The organism is Arthrobacter sp. MMS18-M83 (assembly GCF_026683955.1).
In the GTDB taxonomy this organism is placed as follows: domain Bacteria; phylum Actinomycetota; class Actinomycetes; order Actinomycetales; family Micrococcaceae; genus Arthrobacter.
In genome coordinates, this window is record NZ_CP113343.1 from 4,501,097 (window position 1) to 4,522,866 (window position 21,770).

The window sequence follows — 21,770 nt, forward strand, 5'->3', positions numbered from 1 at the left end:
GGGCTCAGCCGTTACCTCGAAGGAACGCTGATACCGGGCCCGCCAAAGAGGCACCTACATCCGCCGCGCTCTTTTTGACCCCCACGCGATCAAAGGAATGGTCGCCGCCGTCCCACCACTCGATGGTGGCCGTCGGGCCAATCCGGGACACTACGCCTTCGAGCAACTCGGGCGTCGCGAAGGTGTCTCGAGTGCCCTGCAGGAACAGCATCGGCAGGGTGAGCCCGTAGAGGTGCTCGTCACGCAGCTTCTCCGGTTTCCCCGGCGGGTGCAGTGGGTAGCCGAGGTAGACGAGTCCAGCCGCGGGCATGCCTTCGGCGACTGCCATCGATGCCATGCGACCACCGAAGGACTTACCTGCCGCCCACAGCGGCTCGCCCTCTGAACGGGACGCCGCTTCCGCCATGACGGCCCGCCACGCCGCGATCGCCGCAGGCGGCCGGTCGGGGAACCTCTTGCCGGCTTCCCGGTAGGGGAAGTTGAAGCGCAAGGTGGCGACGCCGTCGTCGTTCAATGCGCGTGCGAGGCCGCCAAGGAAGGGATGCTCCATTCCCGCTCCCGCTCCGTGGGCGATCACGAGGGTCGCGAACGGTTTGGCAGGCCGGGCGTAGATACCTGAGATCGGTGCGCCGTCGACGTCGATGGCGATCCGGGTTTCGTCGACGCTCATTCGAAACGGGAGGGATCGCCGGTGCCGCGCCTGACCACTTCCGCTGTGCCGCTCGAGAAGTCCACCACGGTGGTAGGCTCTGCGCCGGTGTCCCCTGAATCGATCACGGCTTCCACCAGGTTGTCCAAGCGTTCCTTGATTTCCCAACCCTGGGTCAAGGGCTCCTCCTCGTCGGGGAGCAACAGGGTGCTGGAAAGGAGCGGTTCACCCAGTTCGGCCAGCAGCGCCTGGACGAAGTTGTGGTCTGGAATGCGCACGCCTACCGTCTTTTTCTTGGGGTGCAGGAGCCGGCGCGGCACTTCCTTGGTGGCAGGAAGGATGAATGTGTAGCTTCCCGGCGTGACGGCCTTGATGCTTCGGAACACATCGTTGTCGATCATGACGAACTGCCCCAGCTGCGCGAAGTCCTTGCAGACCAAGGTGAAATGGTGTTTGCCGTCCAGCTGGCGGATTGAGCGGATCCGATCGAGGGCTTCCCTGTTGCCAATTTGCGCGCCGAGTGCGTAGCAGGAATCGGTGGGGTAGGCGATCAGTCCGCCCGACTTCAGGATGTTCACCACCTGGGCAATTGCGCGTGGTTGGGGGTCCTGCGGGTGAACATCGAAGAATCTTGCCATGCCAAGAGCTTACGGGTAGGCAGTACTTCAGGACAGGACATCCTTGCTCGTGAACTTGCCATAGGCCAACGCCCCGGCTGCCAGGATGTAACCCGCTTGCAGCCAGGCGTTGTCTCCGAAGCTCACCCATGAAATGGGTTGGCGCAGGAGATCAGCGAAGCCCAACCAGTAGTGGCTGAACAACCAAGGATGCAGCCACTCCAATTGCGGCAAATTGTCGGCCACTTGCGACACCACGGACAGCACGACGGTGGCCGCCATTGCACCGACTGGAATGTCCGTAAAGGTGGAGATTGCCAGACCGATAGCGGACAGCCCCAGCAGAGAGACGGCAATGTACGCAGCAATCAGCAGCGAACGCACTACGGATTCGCCGACGCCGATAGTGTCGCCCGAGAGCAGCGTGACGGGGCCCACCGGGAACAGCACGACGCCGGCCAGCGCGCCGGCGGCGGCGACCGTCAGGGTCGCTGCCAAGCAGAACGCGGCGGCGGCCGTGTATTTGATCAGCAAGAGGCGGACGCGTCCAGCGGGGGCGACGAGCAAGTACCTGAGCGTGCCCAGGTTCGCTTCTCCGGCAATCGTGTCGCCTGCTACCACCCCGATTGTGAGGGGCAGGAACAATGGCACCGAAACCACCAGCGCTGTCACGCCAACGAAGAGCCCGTTTTGCGTGATCCGATCCAGGAAAGGTGGACCCCGGCCTGGAGCCACCGGATGTGAGCTCAGTTTGACCGCCGCGGCAATGAGAATGGGAATGGCTGCGAGCGCCAGCAGCATGGCCCACGTCCGCAGCCGCCTGAACAGTACCGAGAGCTCCGAGGCCATGAGGGACCACGAGCTTGATGGCCGGCCCTTCGGCGCGGCAGTCATGGGTTCAGTCCCGCGTTCAGCCAGCAATGTCGAAGCCCTCTCCGGTGAGGGAGACGAAGCGCTCCTCCAGGCTGGCGTTCTCCACGCCAAAGCCCCGGACCCGGACGCCGTCCGCGACGAGGGCCGCCACGATCGCCTCGGGCGCCACATCGTGCCCCGGTGAACCGGTACTGACAAGACTCTGGCCATCGGGACGTGACGAGCCGGGCGACGGGGCTGACAGCTCAGACTGCAGGCCGAGCCTCGAGAGGACACGGACGGCGGCCTCAACATCAGGCGTGTGGAGCCGGATGGTGGCCTTCCCTGCGGCCCGGAGTTCCTGCAGGGTTCCTTGTGCCACGAGCTTGCCCACGCTCATGACGCCCACATGCGTGCACACCTGCTCTACCTCCGCGAGGAGATGGCTTGAAACAAATACCGTGGTGCCTCCGGCGGCGAGGGAGCGGACCAGGCTGCGCACCTCCCTGGTGCCCTGTGGATCCAGGCCATTGGTGGGTTCATCGAGGACAAGGAGCTCCCTCGGCCGCAGCAGCGCATGCGCGATCCCGAGGCGCTGCTTCATCCCGAGGGAGTAGGCGCGGACTTTCTTTCCTGCGGCGTGGGACAGCCCCACGCGCTCGAGTGCTTCGTCAACCCGTGCCGCCCGGGTTGACGGGGAGGCATGCGGGTCGGCGCTGTCCAGTCGCCGAAGGTTCGCGGCCCCGGACAGGAAGGGGTAGAAAGCCGGCCCTTCCACCAAGGCGCCAACATGGGGCAGGACCGCTGCCAGTTGGCGTGGCATTTCACCGCCAAGGACCCGGATATTGCCACTTGTGGCGGCCGCCAGGCCAAGCAGCAAACGGATGGTGGTGGTCTTGCCGGAACCATTGGGGCCGAGGAAGCCAAAGACGGATCCGCGGGGAACAGCCAGGTCGATTGCGTCGACCGCGGCCTGGTGGCCGAACTGCTTGCTGAGGCCCCGTGTTTCTATCGCCAGGTCAGCTGGCGGGGATGCCTCCGTCACTGCGGGGAGGCTGCAGCTTGCAGCCGCTCAAGTGGCACCATTCCCGCGAAGACGCGGCCGTCGTCGAGCATCAGAACAGACACCAGGCTGGTAGTCAGCGCGCGCCCGCCCGGCACTGCCTGGGTGAGCTGGGCGAACATCGGGGCAGCCCGGACATCAGTGGGCACTGTGCCCGCCGGCAAGCTGATCACCGCGTCCCAGCCGCTGCCCGTGACCGCGGGCCGGCCAGTTGCTGCCTTCGCAAGCGGTGCCTGGCCGGTCTTTCCGGGCAGGGTACGCAGTTGTGGAGATGTTTTCTCTTCCACGGCGGCACCGCGAGGTGGAGTGAAACTGAACAGGCCGGCGTCGGGCGCGGACAGGTTCAGGTCAGTGAAGGAAACCGAAAAGGCTGCTGCGGCCTGGCCCCGTGCGCGCACGTCGACGCCGAGCGGCAGGCCGGAGGCGGAGTCGACGGCGACCGTCACGGAGTCGACGAGAGTTCCGGTACTGCGTGGCTTGATCACTAACTGGTAGGCCGTGCGTCCGGCCACAGTGGTTCCGTCGCCCACGGCCACTTCCGTGCTGGGCTCGACGGCGGCGAGGAAGTGCTGCGCGACGACGTCAGGTGTGGCCATTCCGGGAGTTGGTGTCGCATGCGGGGCAGGGCTGCCGGTCTTGGGCGGCGCAGGCAGTGTCACATGCGCCGCGCTGTTGTCGGCCGAGTTGTAGAGCCAGAGATCGTTGCCATTGCGGACGAGATCCCGCTCGGCGAGCATGTCCATCACCTGGAACCTGGCTTTGGAGGGGCCGTCCACGTAGACCCGCGCCGTGTGCGAACCGCTCAACAGTTCGATCACGGAAGCTGGACCCTGGGTGGCAGTAGGTCCGGTGGAGGGGAGTTGGGGGAGTCCCAGTTCGGAATTCTGCTGAAGCGTACCGGATAAGGCACGGACTTCGGAGTGCCCGATCATGGCGATGACTTCCGCGGCCGTCTTGTGCGGCAGGCTCGTTGCAGCTCCCGCCTGGTAGGAACCAGCCAAGGCCGCCGCGCCAAGGGCTACCGGAACCATCGCGGCCGGCAACCAACGCAACCAGGGGCGGGTCATGGCAACCTCGCGAACCGTCCACCATTGGGGAAGTTCATGCTTCCAGACTACTCCTGGTGTTGTGGGTGATCACGGGTTCCAGCCCCCTATGACTCCAGCGTCCTTCGCACGAAGTCGGCGCTTGGCCGTGAATAGGCGGCCCCGAGGCGCTCGAACAAGGCGATTCCCGCCATCCCGGGCCAATCCTCGGGCAGGAATTCAGCTGGCAGCCCTGGGTCCAGGTACGGGATGATCCGCCAGCGGTCGATGCATCGGACATAGCTGGCGAAGGTTTCGGCCGACGCCTCGCGAGAGGCTTCCATCAGCTGGTGAGCATCACCTGAGCCGCCTTCGGGACCGTCACCCGAGCTGCCGCCGCCGTCGGAACCATGATGCCCGATGAAGTCGCGGTGCAGTTCCGCCACTGCGTCGAGATCCCACCAAGCGGAGGCGGCATCGCGGAGGCTGCCGCCGACCAGGGGAGCGTCCGTGACGAACACGGTGGACATGCGTCGCAACTCGAGGTCCTCCAGGATCTCCTCCACCTCATCGCGCAGGGAATCCGGGCAGATCCACAGCCCCGCTGCCACCGTGCCGCAGCCAATCCAGTGCAGCCTGCGCCGCAATTGGTGCCGCTTTTCCCGCTCGGTCTCCGGGATGGAAAAGGACACGAGGCACCAACGGTCCGCGGACGACATCAGCCGGGGGTTGTAGATCCGGCGGTCGCCGCGGGCAAGCATGGCCGCGGCGCCGTCGGTGATGGCGAACCCAGGAACACCCTGATACAGCCGGGGGAACACGATTTCCTTCTTTTTCAACCTCGACAAGGCCGTCCGGGTCACAGCCGCGGAGACCCCGAGGGCCTCCATGAGGGCGATGATGTGCCTGGTGGACATCCATCCGCCGGCATCGCGCAGGTACAGGCCGATGACAGTGCGCAGCAACGACGTGGTGCTCCCGGGCCGGGAGTCCATGTCGTCAAGGACAGCACTCACAGGAGCTCGGCGAGGGCGTCCCGGATGGCGGTCACGCCCAGCTCAACCTCGGCATAGCTGGTGCTGAGCGGCGAGAGGCCGATGCGCAGTCCGTGGGGCGGACGGAAGTCGGGGATAACCCCCCGCTCCCAGAGTTTCTGGGTGACCTCGCCGAAGAGGGGATGGTCCACCGTGATGTGCGAGCCACGCTCTGCGGTGTTGCGCGGGCTGACAATCTCGGCGCCCAGCGGGACCAGTAAGTCTTCGGCCAGGGCAACGGCGTATTCGGTGAGCTTGATGGACTTCTCCCGCACAGCGTCCATCCCGACGGACGCAATGAGCTCCACCATGTCCTTGAGTGGCTGCATGGCGAGAACGGGCGGGGTGCCGGTGATGAAGCGGCGGATCCCCTTGGCGGGCGTGTAGCTTTCCGTCATGCCGAAAGGGTTGTCGGCGCCCATCCACCCCCAAATGGGCTGCTGCAAGCGGTTTTGCTGCGCCGCGTTGACATACGCGAACGCGGGGGAGCCCGGGCCGCCGTTGAGGTACTTGTACGTGCAACCCACTGCAAGGTCGACGCCCCAGGCGTCCAGTTCGAGGGGCACCGAGCCTACTGAGTGGCACAGGTCCCAAAGCATGAGCGCACCGGCGTCCTTGACCAACGCGGTGATCGCTTCCGCATCCGCAAGGAAGCCGGAACGGTACGCCACGTGGCTGAGGACGACGACGGCGGTCCGCTCGCTGAGCAGTCCCTCAAGGTCTGTGGTCCGGACGCCGCTGGCCGGGTTGGAGGCGACCCACTTGATAGTGGCGCCTTTTTCCGCCGCGATGCCTTCGATGATGAAACGGTCGGTGGGGAAGTTGTCGCGATCAACCACGATCTCATCGCGGCCCGGTTGGGCGTCCATTGCGGCACGGATGAGTTTGTAGAGCATGACGGAGGTGGAGTCTCCCACGGTGACCTGACCGGCGGCCGCGCCCAGCGTCACTGCGCCTATCCGGTCGCCGACCCGGGTGGGCTCGTCCATCCACTGTTCGTCCCAGCCCCGGATAAGGCGGCTGCCCCACGCGTCTTGGACGAATGAAGCCAGCTTCGCCGGCGTGGCCTTGAGCGGGCGCCCGAGCGAGTTCCCGTCGAGATAGGCCGCGAGTTGCCCCTCCTCGGGTGCGTAAAAGGCCTCACGCTGTTCGGCGAGGGGATCGGCGGCGTCGAGTTCGCCCGACGTCGGCCGTTGGGTTTGCTGCACGCTGTTCATGTCTCTCCTGAAGAAATTTCTATTGCGGTTGCTGGAAGTGTTGCTTGATGTCTTGTTTGGGGGCTCAATTACCGATCTCGGTGCGTACGGCGTAAAGCTCCGGGAAAAATGTCAGGTCGAGTGCCCGCTTGAGGAAGTCGACCCCCGAGGAGCCGCCCGTACCCACCTTGAATCCGATGGTTCGGTGCACCGTGCGCAAGTGGCGGAAGCGCCAAGCGTGGAAATTGTCCTCGATGTCTACGAGGTCTTCGCACGCCTCATAGAAACCCCATGGCGTGGCTTCGGATTCGTAGATCTCTTTGAAGACCGGGACAAGGTCCTTTTGGAACGTCCACGGTTGGCTCTTGTCACGTTCCAGGATTTCGGCGGGAACGGCGTAACCGGCCCGCGCCAATACCGCGAGAAAGGCATCGTAGAGAGTCGGCTGCTCAAGGAGCGCGCTGAGCTGGCTGTGAGTTGCCGGATCACTTTCGAAGACCCGGAGCATATCGCGGTTCTTGTTGCCCAGGATGAACTCAACGCCGCGGTACTGGTGGGACTGGAAGCCCGAGGAACTGCCCAGGAAGCGCCGGAATTCGGAGTACTCACGCGGAGTCAGCGTACCCAGGACCGACCACTGCTCAGTCATGGTCCGCTGTATGGCCTTGACGCGTGCGATGCACTTGAGGGCCTTGGCAAGGTTGTCCGCATCGAGAAGCCGGCGGGCTTCAAGGAGTTCATGCAGGACGAGCTTGAGCCACAGTTCGCTGGTTTGGTGCTGGATGATGAACAGCAATTCGTCATGGTGTTCCGGTGTACTCAACGGGTGCTGGGCAGTGAGGAGGCGGTCAAGGTCCAGGTACCCGCCGTAGGACATGGCCTGGCTGAAGTCGGTGCGGACCGAATCCTCGATGGGCCTGATGCTTTGGGCAGAGTGGCCGGTGCGGTTTTCCATACCTCGAGCGTATCAGTTCTATGACGGACGTCAAGATAGTGAATTTTCTCCGAATGTTCCCCCGATCAAGCCCGCGCAGTCGGCGCTCTTGTGTCTTACGCTGGGCTTATTGCCAAGTCCGGGAGGGGGCCTGTGAGCATCGTTACGCTGTATCTGGACGTCGACGGCGTCGTGAACCCCTTTGGTCCCATGGGCTTCACCGATTGGGGTACTGAATGGAAAATCGCCGACGCCGGAATACTGGACGTCGTTTATGCCGCCGAGCTGGTTGACGAACTCAACGCCCTGGCCGCACACCCCGCAGCGAGGTTTGTCTGGCTGACCACGTGGCAGCGGCTCGCCCCGGAGTTCCTGTGCCCGGCAATCGGTCTCCACGGTGAACGTTGGCCTGTCTTGACCAGTGACGGCTGGGACCAGACCGCCGATTGGTGGAAGCTGGACGTTTTACAAAAGGACGTCCAAGAGTCCGGAGCCGAACGCTTCGTGTGGATGGATGATCAGTTGGCCCATGAGGCTGCAGCCCGCTCCTGGGCGGAATTCCTTGGTGACCGTGTGCTTTGGATCTCACCCGATCCGCGGCGCGGCCTGTCACGGAGCGATATCGAGGCTGTTCGGCGATTCCTCGGCTGAGTCGATGTTTGGCCAAGCAGGCACTGGCACGTAGGATTCTTAAGGTTTCACGCCCGCCATTGTTAATTCCGCCAGTGCAGTCAGATGAACGGTTGCTGAACAGTGCTGTGCACGGCAGGCCCGGGGAAGTGGAACTGCGCATCGTCGACTCTGCAGATTGGGCACCAGGTGGAAATCACCTTCATGGTCGCGCTTGTCATAGCGCTGGCCTTATTTTTTGACTTCACCAACGGGTTCCATGACACTGCGAACGCAATGGCCACCCCTATCGCCACCGGCGCCATCAAGCCCAAGACGGCGGTTGCCCTTGCCGCGGTGCTTAACCTCGCGGGCGCGTTCCTGTCGACCGAAGTGGCGAAGACCATTTCCGGAGGCCTCATCCGCGAGGGCACGGACGGCATCCACATCACGCCGGAGATCGTTTTCGCCGGGTTGATGGGGGCCATTCTGTGGAACATGTTCACTTGGCTCAAGGGGCTGCCGTCAAGTTCTTCCCATGCACTCTTCGGTGGGCTCATCGGGGCGGCGATCGTTGGAATCGGATTCCACGCGGTCAATTTCGATACCGTGCTGCAAAAGGTCATTCTTCCGGCCATCTTCTCGCCCCTGCTTGCCGGCGCCGTGGCCTATCTCTGCACCAGGCTCGCCTACGCCCTGACATCCCGGCACGACCCCGAAACCGGTGACAAGCTGACCCAGAAGCGCGGTGGATTCCGCACCGGACAGATCTTCACCTCCAGCCTGGTTGCGCTGGCTCACGGCACCAATGACGCGCAGAAGACCATGGGCATCATCACCCTGGTTCTCATTGCCGCCGGAACCCAGCGGGCCGGCAGCGGTCCACAACTCTGGGTCATCGGGGCCTGCGCACTTGCCATCGCCATGGGAACCTACGCCGGCGGCTGGCGCATCATCCGGACCATGGGATCCGGCCTCACCGAAGTCAAACCCGCCCAGGGCTTTGCTGCGGAAGCAAGTACTGCTTCGGCAATCCTCGCTTCCTCCCATCTGGGCTTCGCGCTATCGACCACCCAGGTTGCCTCCGGCTCGGTCATCGGCTCGGGACTCGGACGTAAAGGCACAACAGTGCGTTGGGGAACCGTGGGGCGTATCGCCACCGGCTGGCTCTTCACCCTCCCGGCCGCTGCCATCGTTGGGGCCCTGACGGCACTGCTTGTCGGCATCGGCACCGTCGGCGTGGTTATCGCGGCAGTTGTGGGCACCGCCGTCGTCGTCTACATGTTCATCTACTCGAGGAAGTCGCACGTGGGTCACCACAACGCCGTCGAAGTCGAGGAAGCCGGCACAGCAGTCCGCTTCCGCAAGAAGAACGCCGGAAAACAAAGTCTGAGCCAGAGCATGAGTGAGGACATCCAGGCATGAAGTGGTTGGATCTGGTTCAGGTAGCCGGGGCAACCCTGGTTGCGGCCGTGCTCTTGGTAGTGCTGTATTCGCTCGGCGTTCGACTCACGGCGATCGCGGGCGACGCCCGGCAGAAATCGACGGCAATCGTTCGGTCCCTTGCTTATCTGTGTTTCGTGTCCTGCGGAATCGCCGTGCTTTTCGGGATCTATCTGATCGTCCCGTATTTCACCAAATAGCCTCGCCCTCGGGAACGCAAGCTCTGGCCGTCAAGTCCATTCGGGAGAATAATCGGCTGTGTAGCTGCGCACGCTGATTGGTCCCCTGGGAGGGGCCAATACGCCGCCTTCGGCAGGTGGGGGCTGAAATGAACTACCGGACCCGGAACCGAATCCTCGGATTCCTGCTTCTTCCTGCTATTTTCGCCATGCTGGGCGGTTGCGCCGGTCCTTCACAAGATTCGGCCCCCGCTCAAGACTCCGCCTCCGCCCGATCCGGTGCCCCGGCGCCCGCATCGACCGCCGTGGTCGAACCCACCGTTGCGCCGCCGGGGGGTCCTGCGGGCCCGGACGTTCCGCCGCCGGCGGCGGCTCCTGTGGTGCGGTGGGTGCCGATCGGGCCGATCGGTCCCAACGATCCCCAGGAAGGGCGGATGTACCTCTACGCCCAGGGAAAAGACTGCGGTAACCTGCGCTCCGGCGTCGACGGCACCACCTTCAAGGACGTGTGGCTGGCCGCTGCCGCGGTCTGTGACGCGCTGCGCGCCAACACAGGTCAGTCGTGGCAGGCCGCGGCAGCTGCCACGGCGGCAATGCCGAAGGTTCCCCCGAACCGCTGCCTCGAGTTGGCGATCGTCTCTGTAATGCGGGGCGTGGTGGACTACCACGCGAGCAACCCCACATCGGCCGTTCCCCTTCAGCCAGGGATAGGCGAATCGTGCCCCCGCCATCTGAGCGGCCTCACCGTGGTTGATGAAAACCTCAATCCTGTTCCCGGCCTGCAACGACCCAGCGGACCGCGCACTGGGGGGACCTGGGTGCGCCTGGACGGTTACTACGTCCGGGTGGGCTCATTGAAGATCGACGGCGTCGATTCCGGAGTTGAGACCCGCGGCGCCGGCGACTACTCGCCGGTCTACTTCAAGACGCCCGCGGCCACAACCAAGAACTCCTTCACCGTCACCATCACTGACACGCTGGAAGTGGACGGTGCGGTCCAATTCTTCTACGACGACACAGTCGGATCGTCGGCAGGCTCCACAGGCGGACCGTCGTCGACAGCCGGACCGACCAAACCATCGCCAAGCGGCACGGCCTCGCGGTGAGCGACGAATCCGCCAAGAAGGAATCCAACAACCAGGATGTGGTCCTGGTCGAGTCCCGCTGGCAGCGGACGCTTGACGTTCTCTCGGTGATCGGGCCGCCGTTGACCGTAGCCACGGCGCTGCTTGTCTATTTCGGTTGGGCGCGCACGGATGCGCAGGCAAAATCCATGGGCCTGGACGTGAGCCTCTTTGGCTACACCGTCCAGGACTTCATCCTGCGCAGCATCCAGTCGCTGTTCCGCCCGCTTGCCTGGTTGGCTATTATCGGGTTCCTCTGGCTCATGGCGGACCGCGGCGTGGACAAGCTGCTCGCGGACCAGCGGTTCCGGCCCGCCATTCGACGGACCGCGACGGCGCTGCTGGTGCTCGGCTTCCTTTTCGCCGCTGTGATGTGGATCCTGACCATTTCGCAGCCGGAGCGGATCCTCCTCTACGTGCCGTACATGATCGCGGGCGGCTTGTTGCTGGGAACCTGGGGAATGAGCCTGCGCCGCCGGGCCGCTGCGGGCTCCGGGCGCAGCCTCACCGTGACACCCCGCGCGTTGGAACGTTCCTTCATCTTTGTGCTTGTCACGCTCCTTCTGTTCTGGGGCACGTCCGACTACGCCCAGGCACTGGGGCGCGGAGCCGCCGTCGACTACCAGGAACGCTCCCAACTCTTGCCCACAGCCGTCGTCTACAGCAAGGAACGGCTGGCCGTTACTGCCCCCAATGTCCACGAGGAAACCGCCGGGACCGCGGCCGAGCCGCTGTACCGGTACACGGGGCTCCGGCTGCTCGTGGTGAGCGGCGGACGGATCTTCCTGCTCAACGATGGCTGGACGCTGAAGGAAGGCCGCGTCGTGGTGCTGCGCGATGATTCGAGCGTGCGCGTGGAGTATGGGAACCCATCGGCCGAATGAGTATGGTAAGGCCATGTCGGATTTCCAGTATTACGTGGCATCCTCGCTTGACGGGTTCATTGCCACCAATGAAGACGATCTCGGCTGGCTGCTCCAGTTCGAAGAGGCCGAGGGTGTCACCGAAAGCTACGAAGACTTCATGGCCGGCATCGGCTGCATTGTCATGGGTGGCCAGACGTATCGCTGGCTCATGGAACATGAACCCGGGAAATGGCCTTACCCGGGTATCCCATGCTGGATCTTCACCCACCGCGAATATGCCGCGCCGGCTGGTGCGGACGTCACGTTCGTGCGTGGTGAGGTCCAGGAGTTCGCTCCGGACCTCATTGCGGACGCCGGCGACAAGAACGTGTGGCTGGTTGGCGGCGGAAACCTGGTTGCCCAATTCGCCAAGGTGGGATTGTTGGACGAGATTATTGTCACGCTAATCCCGGTCGCTTTGGGCTCCGGCAAGCGCTTGCTTCCCGTGGAGAGCGCGACGGCGCCGCTTGAGCTGGTCTCGTCCCGCCCCCTTGGTGGCGCGGCAGTGGAGCTGCGGTACCGGTTCCCCGCGCGGGCGCAATGATCCCGGCGGGCTGACAAGGGGCGCGAAGTGTCAGTGGGGCCTGTTGTCCCGGATCATGTTGGTGATCCGCGCGGTCGAGAGCCGGCGCCCGTGTTCGTCGGTCATGACGATTTCGTGGGTGGCGAGCGTGCCCCCCAGGTGGACGGCCGTGCATGTGCCGGTGACCAGGCCGCTTGCTACTGAGCGGTGGTGGGTTGCACCCACCTCGATTCCCACCACATGGCGTCCGGCTCCCGCGTGCAAGGCCGCCGAGAAGGAGCCCAGAGTCTCGGCAAGAACTACGTGGGCTCCGCCGTGGAGGATGCCGGCAACCTGGGTGTTCCCTTCCACCGGCATGGTGGCGACGGTCCGTTCGGGGCTCAGTTCGAGGAACTTGATGCCCATCTTCGTCACGAGCGATCCCACCCCATAGCGCGAAAGCCAACCATGCAGCTCCGGCGGAACGCCAGCTGCATTGAGTTCGTCGGTGAACCGGCCCGGCGTGAAATTGTCCATCATGGCAACTAGGCTGGCACCTGTGAGCGAAACAACCAAACCGGACTCAGTTCCAACCGAAACGTCAGCGCCTGTGGCTACTGTCACCGCAACGGCACCAGACCCTTCAGCAACCCCTGCCGTCACGGTGGCGGGTGGACGGCCCCGGCTTCTGGTGCTGGATGGGCACTCCATGGCATTCCGGGCGTTCTATGCTTTGCCGGCAGAGAACTTCGCCACCTCCTCTGGCCAGCACACCAACGCCGTGCATGGCTTCACCTCGATGCTGATCAACCTCATCAAGGACCAGAAGCCCACCCACGTGGCCGTTGCCTTCGATGTTTCGGACGACACCACGTTCCGCAAGGCGGAGTACAGCGAATACAAGGGTGGCCGCAACGAAACCCCGCCGGAATTCCGCGGGCAAATCGATCTCATTGACCAGGTCATGGAGGCCTGGGGCATCAGGACAATCAAGATGCCCGGCTACGAGGCGGACGACATTCTCGCCACACTCGCTGCCCAGGGCGACGCCGCCGGCTTCGAAGTCCTCCTCGTTTCGGGGGACCGCGACGCGTTCCAGCTCATCACGGACAATGTGTTCGTCCTGTACCCGAAACAGGGCGTTTCCAACATTCCTCGCATGGATGCAGCGGCGATCGAAGAAAAGTACTTCGTTCCGCCTTCCCGCTACTCCGATCTCGCCGCACTGGTGGGGGAGTCTGCCGACAACCTCGCGGGCGTACCCGGTGTGGGCCCCAAGACCGCTGCCAAATGGATCAACCTTTATGGCGGCCTGGACGGGATCCTCGAGAATCTGGATTCGATCGGCGGGAAGGTGGGCGGAGCCCTCCGGGAAAACATCGACGCCGTCAAGCGCAACCGCCGCCTCAACCAACTCCTGAGCGATCTCCAGCTCCCTGTGACGCTCGCCGACCTTGAGGAGCCGCGTCCCAACCGCCAGGAGGTCGAGACGCTGTTCGACACCCTTGAATTCAGGACCCTCCGCGCCCGGCTGTTCGCGCTCTATGGAGACGACACCGCAGGAGCGGCGCCGGAGACCATCGACGCCCCTGCCTACAAAGTCCTGGGCGACGCTGCCGCCCTGGAGGAGTTCTTCGCGGCCGGCGCGGGGAGTCGTGCCGCCGTCGCCGTGCAGCTGATCCCCGGACGGATTGGTGACGACGCCGAGGCCCTCGCCATCGTGCGCGCCAACGGCGCCGCCTACATCGACCTTCCGTCGCTGGATGCCGCGGCTGAGACAGTCCTGGCCAAGTGGCTTCGAGACCCCGAAGAAGCCAAGGTCATGCACGAGTTCAAGGACGCGCTGAAGGCCCTGCACAACCGCGGATTGGGCCTTGAAGGCGTTGTGGATGACACTGCCATCTCGGGGTACCTGATCCAGCCGGACCGCCGCAGCTACGAACTCTCCGAGCTCGCACAGCACCACCTGAAAATCACGCTCGCTACGGCCGCGGCACAAACAGGCCAGCTGGAACTCGAACTCGGTGACGGACCGGATGGGGCCGCGGCCACCGCGCTCGTCCAGCAGGCCGCCGTCGTGCACACGCTGAGCAAGCACTTCGAAGGCGAGTTGGCCGAGCGCAAGGCTGAAGCGCTCCTCACCACGCTTGAGCTGCCGGTCGCACGGGTGCTTGCCCAGATGGAACTCTCAGGCATTTCCATCTCGATGGACCGTCTGAACGAACAGCTCGCCGACCTCGCCAAAGTGATCGACAATGCCCAGGAGCAGGCGTTTGCCGCTATCGGCCACGAGGTCAACCTCGGCTCGCCGAAGCAGCTTCAGACCGTCCTCTTCGAAGAACTTGGCTTGCCAAAGACCAAGAAGATCAAGTCTGGCTACACCACCGACGCCGCCTCATTGAAGGCGCTCCTGGAGAAGACCGGCCACGAGTTCCTTGTGCAACTCATGGCCCACCGGGAATCCTCCAAACTGGCCCAGATGCTGGAGACACTCAAGAAATCGGTGGCGGAAGACGGCCGCATCCACACGACCTACGCGCAAAACGTCGCGGCCACTGGACGCATCTCCTCGAACAACCCCAATCTGCAGAACATCCCGGTGCGCAGTGAGGAAGGCAGGCGCGTCCGCGGAATCTTCGTCGTCAGCGAAGGCTACGAATGCCTGTTGTCGGCCGACTATTCGCAAATCGAAATGCGTATCATGGCGCACCTGTCCGGCGACGAGGGGCTCATCCAGGCCTACAAGGAAGGCGAGGACCTGCACCGCTATGTGGGCTCGCACATCTTCAACGTGGCACCGGAAGACGTCACCAGTGCCATGCGTTCCAAGGTCAAGGCCATGTCCTACGGCTTGGCCTACGGGCTGACCTCGTTCGGCCTTTCCAAGCAACTTGAAATCTCCGTGGACGAAGCCAGGACCCTCATGAAGGACTACTTCGACCGCTTCGGCGCCGTGCGCGACTACCTTCGTGGCGTAGTGGAGCAGGCCAGGATCGATGGCTATACCTCCACGATCGAAGGCCGCCGCCGCTATCTTCCGGACCTGACCAGTACGGATCGCCAGCACCGCGAGATCGCCGAACGGATTGCGCTGAACTCACCGATCCAGGGTTCGGCGGCGGACCTCATGAAGCGGGCCATGCTCGGAGTTTCAGCCGAATTGACCAGCCAGGGGCTAAAGTCCCGGATGCTCCTGCAGGTCCATGACGAACTCGTCCTCGAAGTGGCCCACGGCGAACGCGAAGCGGTCGAGAAGCTCGTGACGGAACAAATGGGTTCGGCAGCACAGCTCACGGTCCCGCTGGACGTTCAGGTCGGCGTCGGCTCCAGCTGGTACGACGCCGGGCACTAGCGGGGGGAGCAGTCCACGGTTTTTGAGGGCTTGCACGGGGCACGCCGCCGCTACGGTGGCGTGCCCGGTGCTGTCTGGATAGGCTCGGGACGTGGCTGATCCCAAGGAAACAAACGAAAAATACCACATCAAGCGTTTTCATTCCGCAGGGAAGGAGAACCCGGACTACGGACAGGCACGTGATTGGCTCCAGGCCGTCGGGTTTGGATTTCATGACGAGCGGCGAAGCGATGAGGTCATTGACAAGATCCTCGCGATGTACCAAGCGGACAATCGTGAACTGACGGGCGTCTACGTCAACGATGAACCCCCGTTGCATGCGCTCGACCAAGGCTTTCCGGTGGCAACGTTCGGAACGCTGGAAAACAAACTGAATATTGGCTTTGGGCAGGAACTTCGGACGCGCCAGATCACCGCTGTCAGCGTCCGCGGAACGCATCGGCGCCACGGCCTCTTGCGGGGGATGATGACCGCTGATCTCGCCGCGGCCAAGGACGATGGCTTCGTCCTGGCGGCCCTGACGGCTTCCGAGGCATCCATCTACGGCCGTTTCGGGTTTGGTGTCGCAACCTTTGAGCGGAGCATCAAAGTGGACACCGGTCCGAAATTCCGCATCCGCCACGAACCCGTTGGCCGGGTGGAAATCGCGGATCCCCGGGTCCTTCTTGAACTCGCTCCCGAGGTTTTCGAGCGCGCTCACCGGGGGACGCCGGGGTCCATCGTGCGGCAGGACTCCTATCGCCATCACGTCTCCGGAGCCATGAAACGCGACGGCACAGAGGACAAAGCCATCAAGTGTGCCCTCCACTATGGACCGGACGGCACCATTGACGGCTACGTCTCCTACAAGTTCGCGGGCTGGGACACCAAGCCTTACACCATGGAAATCGTGGACCTCGTTGCCGCAACGGACTCCGGATACTTGGAACTGTGGCAATTCCTGGGCAGCATTGACCTCGTCGAGCAGGTCTCCTGGCCTGAAGCTCCTATTGAGGACCCCCTGGCATGGGCGCTGGTGGACGGGCGCTGCGTCACGTCGTCCGACTACCGGGACATGTTGTGGTTGCGCGTCCTGGATGTTCCTGCTGCCTTGTCGGCTCGCCGCTATGGCAGCGATGGCCGTTTGGTGCTGGAGATCCGGGACGCGCTCGGTTTTGCGGACGGCAGGTGGGAATTGGCGTCCGACGGCGGTGTCGTCACCGTCAGGGACGCCAGCGGCGGTCCCCCGGACTTGAGCATGGACGTCACGGATCTGGGGTCTGTCTATTTGGGTGCCGTCAGTCCGGTAACCTTGGCTTCGGCAGGCCGGATCCGCGAGCACACGCCGGGCGTAACATTGGCTGCCCAGCAGATGTTCGCCGTCGAACGCCCCGCCCACTGCCTGACGCATTTCTAGGCAAAATCTCACCCGCAGGATCTACGACAAAAGAAGGATTCCATGGGGGAATTCCAGCCCGGTGGCGACTCCACCGGCCAATCAGGGCTGCCCGGCAGGCGGTCATTGTTACTGGCTGCCGCCGGACTAGCTGCGGCCGGCCTGGGTGCGTGCGCCCAACAGCCCGACGCCACCCCTGCCCCCCGTCCGGCTCCGGATTCCACGCCGGGCGTCGAGGCGGCCGGCCCCCACCCGGTCGCGCCAGAAACGCGGCCGGCCCCGCCGTCGAAGTCGCAGATCGTTGCAGAATTCTCAGGACGCAAGCCCGTTGAATGGGGGCTCGGCGTCACTGGCGTGGTCACGAAGACCGCGTCAACTCACGCGGTTTTGACCTTTGACGCCTGCGGCGGACCCCGGGGAACAGACTGCGATCAACGCTTGCTGAAGACGCTGCGCAGGCTCAACATTCCCGCCACGCTGTTCGTCAACGGTCGCTGGATCAAGGCCAACCCCGGACTGGCCGCGGAACTTGCGGCCGATCCTTTATTCGAACTGGGCAACCATGGGTTCCGGCACCAACCGCTTTCCGTTGGCGGGCGTTCCGCCTACGGCATCGCGGGCACGTCCAACGTGGGCGAAGTGTACGACGAAATCATGGGCAACCAGGACGTCATGGGGCAACTTTTGGGAAAAGCGCCACGCTTTTTCCGGCCGGGGACGGCCTACTACGACGAAGTTGCCGCGTCGATCACCCGCGCCCTCGGACTGGTTCCTGTGAACTTCACGGTGAACGGCGACGGCGGTGCGACCTTCCCTGCCCCCACTGTGGCGGCGGAGGTAGGCAAGATCGGCGGGGGGCAGGGCGCAGGACAGGTTGTGATTTCGCATTTCAACCAACCTGCCGGCGGCACCGCGGAGGGCTATGAACGTGTTTTGCCCCGTTTGCTGGACCGCGGCGTGACGTTCGCGCGGCTTGGTGACACGCTGCCGCTTTGACCCTCCTTGCGGCGAACGACTAGACTAAACGGGCGCGTACTACGTGCGCGAAAATTTATAATCCACAATTCAGGATGACCCGGCGTTTTGCCGTGTCCTGCAGACCGGGAACGGAAAGCGGGCGGTTTGCCTGACCGATACTCTATCCACAACGGAGCCCCTACTACATGACCATCACCTCCACCGAGAAGCCCGGTACCCCCGTAGTCGCGATCAACGACATTGGTACCGCTGAGGACTTCCTCGCAGCTGTCGACGCCACCATCAAGTACTTCAACGACGGAGACCTCGTCGAAGGCATCGTCGTCAAGGTCGACCGCGACGAAGTTCTGCTCGACATCGGTTACAAGACCGAAGGTGTCATCCCTTCCCGCGAGCTTTCCATCAAGCACGACGTTGACCCCGGGGACGTCGTCTCCGTTGGCGATCAGGTCGAAGCCCTGGTGCTCACCAAGGAAGACAAAGAAGGCCGACTGATCCTCTCCAAGAAGCGTGCTCAGTACGAGCGCGCCTGGGGCGACATCGAGAAGGTCAAGGAAGAAGACGGTGTTGTCACCGGTACCGTCATCGAGGTTGTCAAGGGTGGTCTTATCCTCGACATCGGTCTGCGCGGCTTCCTGCCCGCATCCCTCGTCGAGATGCGCCGCGTCCGCGACCTCGCTCCGTACATCGGTCAGCAGATCGAAGCCAAGATCATCGAGCTGGACAAGAACCGCAACAACGTCGTTCTTTCCCGCCGTGCGTGGCTCGAGCAGACCCAGTCCGAGGTCCGCTCCACGTTCCTCAACAAGCTGGAAAAGGGCCAGGTCCGTCCCGGCGTCGTTTCCTCCATCGTCAACTTCGGTGCATTCGTGGACCTGGGCGGCGTAGACGGTCTGGTTCACGTTTCCGAGCTGTCCTGGAAGCACATCGACCACCCGTCCGAGGTTGTCGAGGTTGGCCAGGAAGTCACCGTCGAGGTTCTCGAAGTGGATCTGGACCGCGAGCGCGTGTCCCTGTCCCTCAAGGCCACGCAGGAAGACCCATGGCAGACCTTCGCCCGCACCCACGCCCTCGGCCAGGTTGTTCCGGGTAAGGTCACCAAGCTGGTTCCGTTCGGCGCGTTCGTACGCGTTGAGGACGGCATCGAAGGCCTCGTTCACATCTCCGAGCTGGCTGTCCGCCACGTTGAGCTTGCTGAGCAGGTCGTCTCCGTTGGCGACGAGCTCTTCGTCAAGGTCATCGACATCGACCTCGAGCGCCGCCGCATCTCCCTCTCCCTCAAGCAGGCTAACGAGGGCGTTGACGCCGACAGCACCGAGTTCGACCCGGCTCTGTACGGCATGGCCGCCGAGTACGACGAAGAAGGCAACTACAAGTACCCTGAGGGCTTCGACCCCGAGTCGAACGAATGGCTCGAGGGCTACGAGACGCAGCGCGCCGCTTGGGAGCAGCAGTACGCTGACGCCCAGGCACGTTGGGAAGCTCACAAGAAGCAGGTTTCCCAGCACGCTGCTGACGACGCCGCTGCTGCCGTTTCCGGCGAGAGCGACTCCGGTACCACCAGCTACTCCTCCGAGCCGGCTGCCACCGAGTCCACCGCGGGCACCCTGGCATCCGACGAGGCCCTCGCCGCTCTGCGCGAGAAGCTGACCGGCAACTAATTGCCACTGGTCCGGACTTCCGGGCCGGAATGAAAGCGGCTCCTGCGATTCAGTACGAATCGCGGGAGCCGCTTTCTTTAATACCTTTTGCTCCCACGGGACATGCCCCGTTTTAGCTTCAAGGACTGGACATATGCCCATTATGTCCAGTGGTGGCGATCAGGGGAGGGCATGCCCAGTATTCCTTGACCCAAGGCCCCACGGGACATGCCCCGCCTTCGCATCAAGGACTGGACATTTGCCTACTATGTCCAGTGGTGAAGATCAGGGGAGGGCATGTCCCCGTGGTTGCGAGCTCAACCCGGGACGTCGACCCATTCCGTTCCTTGCAATTGGAGTCCCGATGCGCCGCCGGTCAGGGCGGCAAGCCGTTCGCCGGCGTCGGCGATTGCCGTTGGATCGTCAGGCAGCGCCAACCGCAGGACGGCCTGCGTGGGCTCGTAGCTTGTTTCAGCCATGACGTAGCCTGCCGAGCGCAGATCGTTCTCCAACCTTCCAGCAGCGTGGTGGGCCACAGCCACGGCGCAAATCCGCAGGCGGCGTCGCTGAACCAGGGGAGCGGAGTCCAGCGCGGCCGAGACTGATTCGGAGTAAGCACGGACCAGCCCGCCGGCGCCCAGGAGGATCCCGCCGAAATAGCGTACGACGACGGCACTGACGTCGCTGAGGTCGGTCACCCCTAGCAGTGTTTCCCGTTTGATGAGTGCTTCGAGCATCGGTATGCCGGCTGTTCCGGAGGGCTCGCCGTCGTCGTTGGAACGCTGGATGACGCGATCCGGACCGAGGACAAAAGCGGAGCAATGGTGCCGGGCATCGTGGAATTCTTTCCGCAGTTCCGCCACCAAGGCGCGCGCGGCGTCTTCGTTGGAAGCGCGGCGCATTACCGTGATGAAGCGCGAGCGCTTGATCTCGAGTTCGTGGCGGAAATCGTCACCAAGCGCCAACGTTGTGTACGCCGTCGCCCGGCTTTCGTCCTGATCTGCCACCGACCCAGTCTAGTGTGGAGGGGTGCTGAAGATTGGACTTACCGGCGGGATCGCCTCCGGCAAATCACTAGTGTCCGCCCGGCTCAAGGAGTTGGGTGCCGTCTTGATCGACGCCGATGCGCTGGCCCGCGAGGTCGTTGAGCCGGGTACGCCCGGCCTCGCCCACGTCGTGGCTGAGTTTGGTGAAGACATCGTCGACGCCGAAGGCCGCTTGGACCGTCCGCGCCTCGGGGCGATTGTGTTCGCCCAGCCGGATCGCCGGGAAGCGCTCAACGCGATCATCCATCCCCTCGTCAGGGAACGGGCCGGTGCGATGCTCGCCACGGCAAGTCCCGGAGACGTCGTGATCCAGGACATTCCGCTGCTGGTCGAAACCGGGCAGGGGAGCAACTTCCACCTGGTGCTGGTGGTTGACGCGCCGGACGAGGAACGCATCCGGCGTATGACGGAGACCCGTGGCATGACGGTTGAGGACGCCGTGTCCCGGATGGCTGCCCAGGCCGGCAGGGATGAACGGTTGGCGGCAGCGGACATCGTGCTGGAAAACTCGGGAAGCGTCGAAGACGTCACGGCGCTCGTGGACACTTTGTGGCAAGAGCGCTTGGCACCGTTCGCCCGTAATCTTGCAGCGGGCCGACCGGCGCCACGAGCAGGCGGGCCCGTACTGTCCGCACCTGACCCCAATTGGCCGCTGCAGGCCGAACGGCTGCTTGCGAGGATCCGGAAAGCATCTCTGGAAGTGCTGGGGGCGGACCACATCGGTTCAACCGCCGTACCCGGGCTTCCCGCCAAAGACATCGTCGATCTGCAAGTCACCGTGGCCTCGCTGGAAGTGGCGGATCGAATTGCTCCGGCGTTGGGCGCGGCCGGTTTCCCCTTGCGGGAGGCTTCTGCGCGTGACACACCCAAGCCGCCGAACCTGGATCCCTCGGCCTGGCAAAAACGCTTCCATTGCAGCGCGGACCCTGGACGGGCCGCCAACGTCCATGTCCGGGTCCTTGGAAGCCCGGGCTGGCGCTATGCGTTGTTGTTCCGGGATTGGCTCCGCGCCGACCCCGTCGCCGTGAAGATGTATGCGGACATGAAACAGGAGCTCGCCGAGGTGCACGCCGGAGACCGCCGGACCCTGGCGTATGCGGAAGCCAAGGAGCCATGGTTTACCGAGGTCGCCTGGCCGCTCATGGCTTCTTGGGCAGAGAGCAGCGGGTGGCAGCCGCCGTCGTACTCCGTGGCGCGAGGCTAGAAAACGCGGACAGTACCTGTCCGCGGGCGGGGGTACATTGGAT

The 21,770-nt window shown here is 63.8% G+C and carries 21 protein-coding genes; 11 read left to right on the forward strand and 10 right to left on the reverse strand.

The features are described from left to right. Positions 1-4: 4 nt before the first annotated feature. From OW521_RS21255 to kynA, 8 genes are all read right to left on the reverse strand, one after another. Positions 5-670: an alpha/beta hydrolase family protein gene (locus tag OW521_RS21255; RefSeq protein WP_268021473.1), complete on the reverse strand. Its 666-nt coding sequence runs from the start codon at positions 668-670 to the stop codon at positions 5-7. After that, positions 667-1,287 carry an L-threonylcarbamoyladenylate synthase gene (locus tag OW521_RS21260; RefSeq protein WP_265977605.1) on the reverse strand — a complete coding sequence of 207 codons (621 nt, stop codon included), beginning with the start codon at positions 1,285-1,287 and terminating at the stop codon, positions 667-669. Before OW521_RS21260 ends, OW521_RS21255 begins: the two co-directional genes overlap by 4 nt. Before the next feature lie 27 nt (positions 1,288-1,314). Next, a complete protein-coding gene (locus OW521_RS21265; protein WP_268021474.1) occupies positions 1,315-2,160 on the reverse strand; it encodes an ABC transporter permease in 846 nt (281 codons plus the stop codon). A gap of 16 nt (positions 2,161-2,176) precedes the next feature. Next, the gene (locus OW521_RS21270) at positions 2,177-3,163 is read right to left on the reverse strand and encodes an ABC transporter ATP-binding protein (protein WP_268021475.1); all 987 of its coding nucleotides are present in this window, start codon (positions 3,161-3,163) and stop codon (positions 2,177-2,179) included. After that, a complete protein-coding gene (locus OW521_RS21275; RefSeq protein WP_268021476.1) occupies positions 3,160-4,248 on the reverse strand; it encodes a LolA family protein in 1,089 nt (362 codons plus the stop codon). The genes OW521_RS21270 and OW521_RS21275 overlap by 4 nt, the downstream gene beginning before the upstream one ends. Positions 4,249-4,334: 86 nt before the next feature. After that, the gene (locus tag OW521_RS21280; RefSeq protein ID WP_268021477.1) at positions 4,335-5,222 is read right to left on the reverse strand and encodes a PaaX family transcriptional regulator; all 888 of its coding nucleotides are present in this window, start codon (positions 5,220-5,222) and stop codon (positions 4,335-4,337) included. Continuing rightward, positions 5,219-6,457, reverse strand: a complete 1,239-nt coding sequence (gene kynU, locus OW521_RS21285) for a kynureninase (RefSeq protein WP_268021478.1) — start codon at positions 6,455-6,457, stop codon at positions 5,219-5,221. The genes OW521_RS21280 and kynU overlap by 4 nt, the downstream gene beginning before the upstream one ends. 64 nt (positions 6,458-6,521) lie before the next feature. Then, positions 6,522-7,391, reverse strand: a complete 870-nt coding sequence (kynA, locus tag OW521_RS21290) for a tryptophan 2,3-dioxygenase (protein ID WP_268021479.1) — start codon at positions 7,389-7,391, stop codon at positions 6,522-6,524. 132 nt (positions 7,392-7,523) lie between these two features. Here kynA and OW521_RS21295 point away from each other — a divergent pair, with 132 nt between their 5' ends. The 6 genes from OW521_RS21295 (at position 7,524) to OW521_RS21320 (ending at position 12,174) form a co-directional block, all read left to right on the forward strand. Then, entirely contained in the window at positions 7,524-8,021 is a 498-nt protein-coding gene (locus tag OW521_RS21295) for an HAD domain-containing protein (RefSeq protein ID WP_268021480.1), read from the forward strand. A 168-nt stretch (positions 8,022-8,189) separates the two neighbouring features. Beyond that, positions 8,190-9,404, forward strand: a complete 1,215-nt coding sequence (locus OW521_RS21300) for an inorganic phosphate transporter (protein WP_268021481.1) — start codon at positions 8,190-8,192, stop codon at positions 9,402-9,404. Further along, positions 9,401-9,622 (forward strand): hypothetical protein, encoded by a 222-nt coding sequence (locus OW521_RS21305; protein WP_268021482.1) that lies wholly within the window; start codon positions 9,401-9,403, stop codon positions 9,620-9,622. Before OW521_RS21300 ends, OW521_RS21305 begins: the two co-directional genes overlap by 4 nt. A gap of 128 nt (positions 9,623-9,750) precedes the next feature. Then, positions 9,751-10,707: a hypothetical protein gene (locus OW521_RS21310; RefSeq protein WP_268021483.1), complete on the forward strand. Its 957-nt coding sequence runs from the start codon at positions 9,751-9,753 to the stop codon at positions 10,705-10,707. Next, on the forward strand, positions 10,704-11,609 hold the full coding sequence (locus tag OW521_RS21315) for a hypothetical protein (protein ID WP_268021484.1): 906 nt from the start codon (positions 10,704-10,706) through the stop codon (positions 11,607-11,609). The genes OW521_RS21310 and OW521_RS21315 overlap by 4 nt, the downstream gene beginning before the upstream one ends. Positions 11,610-11,622: 13 nt before the next feature. Continuing rightward, positions 11,623-12,174, forward strand: a complete 552-nt coding sequence (locus tag OW521_RS21320) for a dihydrofolate reductase family protein (RefSeq protein ID WP_268021485.1) — start codon at positions 11,623-11,625, stop codon at positions 12,172-12,174. A 30-nt stretch (positions 12,175-12,204) separates the two neighbouring features. Here the strand turns inward: OW521_RS21320 and OW521_RS21325 are convergent, their stop codons facing one another. Continuing rightward, positions 12,205-12,672: a hotdog fold thioesterase gene (locus tag OW521_RS21325; protein WP_268021486.1), complete on the reverse strand. Its 468-nt coding sequence runs from the start codon at positions 12,670-12,672 to the stop codon at positions 12,205-12,207. A gap of 169 nt (positions 12,673-12,841) precedes the next feature. Here OW521_RS21325 and polA point away from each other — a divergent pair, with 169 nt between their 5' ends. From polA to rpsA, 4 genes are all read left to right on the forward strand, one after another. Beyond that, complete coding sequence (gene polA / locus OW521_RS21330) at positions 12,842-15,484, forward strand: DNA polymerase I (protein WP_268026039.1); 2,643 nt, start codon at positions 12,842-12,844, stop codon at positions 15,482-15,484. A gap of 91 nt (positions 15,485-15,575) precedes the next feature. Further along, on the forward strand, positions 15,576-16,880 hold the full coding sequence (locus tag OW521_RS21335; protein WP_268021487.1) for a GNAT family N-acetyltransferase: 1,305 nt from the start codon (positions 15,576-15,578) through the stop codon (positions 16,878-16,880). A gap of 42 nt (positions 16,881-16,922) precedes the next feature. After that, a complete protein-coding gene (locus OW521_RS21340; protein WP_268021488.1) occupies positions 16,923-17,855 on the forward strand; it encodes a polysaccharide deacetylase family protein in 933 nt (310 codons plus the stop codon). A 167-nt stretch (positions 17,856-18,022) separates the two neighbouring features. Next, positions 18,023-19,498, forward strand: coding sequence for a 30S ribosomal protein S1 (rpsA, locus tag OW521_RS21345; protein ID WP_265977586.1), 1,476 nt, complete (start codon positions 18,023-18,025; stop codon positions 19,496-19,498). Positions 19,499-19,794: 296 nt separating this feature from the next. Here the strand turns inward: rpsA and OW521_RS21350 are convergent, their stop codons facing one another. Further along, positions 19,795-20,484, reverse strand: a complete 690-nt coding sequence (locus OW521_RS21350; RefSeq protein ID WP_268021489.1) for an IMPACT family protein — start codon at positions 20,482-20,484, stop codon at positions 19,795-19,797. Positions 20,485-20,506: 22 nt separating this feature from the next. Here OW521_RS21350 and coaE point away from each other — a divergent pair, with 22 nt between their 5' ends. Beyond that, positions 20,507-21,727 (forward strand): dephospho-CoA kinase, encoded by a 1,221-nt coding sequence (gene coaE / locus OW521_RS21355; RefSeq protein WP_268021490.1) that lies wholly within the window; start codon positions 20,507-20,509, stop codon positions 21,725-21,727. The last annotated feature ends 43 nt before the right edge of the window (positions 21,728-21,770 follow it).

Excerpts from the sequence above, each read along its gene's own strand:
- OW521_RS21325 (WP_268021486.1), bottom strand. The coding sequence starts at position 12,672 with ATGATGGACAATTTCACGCCGGGCCGGTTCACCGACGAACTCAATGCA.
- OW521_RS21320 (WP_268021485.1), top strand. The coding sequence starts at position 11,623 with ATGTCGGATTTCCAGTATTACGTGGCATCCTCGCTTGACGGGTTCATT.
- OW521_RS21265 (WP_268021474.1), bottom strand. The coding sequence starts at position 2,160 with ATGACTGCCGCGCCGAAGGGCCGGCCATCAAGCTCGTGGTCCCTCATG.
- OW521_RS21305 (WP_268021482.1), top strand. The coding sequence starts at position 9,401 with ATGAAGTGGTTGGATCTGGTTCAGGTAGCCGGGGCAACCCTGGTTGCG.
- rpsA (WP_265977586.1), top strand. The coding sequence starts at position 18,023 with ATGACCATCACCTCCACCGAGAAGCCCGGTACCCCCGTAGTCGCGATC.
- polA (WP_268026039.1), top strand. The coding sequence starts at position 12,842 with ATGGCATTCCGGGCGTTCTATGCTTTGCCGGCAGAGAACTTCGCCACC.
- OW521_RS21255 (WP_268021473.1), bottom strand. The coding sequence starts at position 670 with ATGAGCGTCGACGAAACCCGGATCGCCATCGACGTCGACGGCGCACCG.
- OW521_RS21310 (WP_268021483.1), top strand. The coding sequence starts at position 9,751 with ATGAACTACCGGACCCGGAACCGAATCCTCGGATTCCTGCTTCTTCCT.
- OW521_RS21275 (WP_268021476.1), bottom strand. The coding sequence starts at position 4,248 with ATGACCCGCCCCTGGTTGCGTTGGTTGCCGGCCGCGATGGTTCCGGTA.
- OW521_RS21260 (WP_265977605.1), bottom strand. The coding sequence starts at position 1,287 with ATGGCAAGATTCTTCGATGTTCACCCGCAGGACCCCCAACCACGCGCA.
- OW521_RS21340 (WP_268021488.1), top strand. The coding sequence starts at position 16,923 with ATGGGGGAATTCCAGCCCGGTGGCGACTCCACCGGCCAATCAGGGCTG.
- kynA (WP_268021479.1), bottom strand. The coding sequence starts at position 7,391 with ATGGAAAACCGCACCGGCCACTCTGCCCAAAGCATCAGGCCCATCGAG.
- kynU (WP_268021478.1), bottom strand. The coding sequence starts at position 6,457 with ATGAACAGCGTGCAGCAAACCCAACGGCCGACGTCGGGCGAACTCGAC.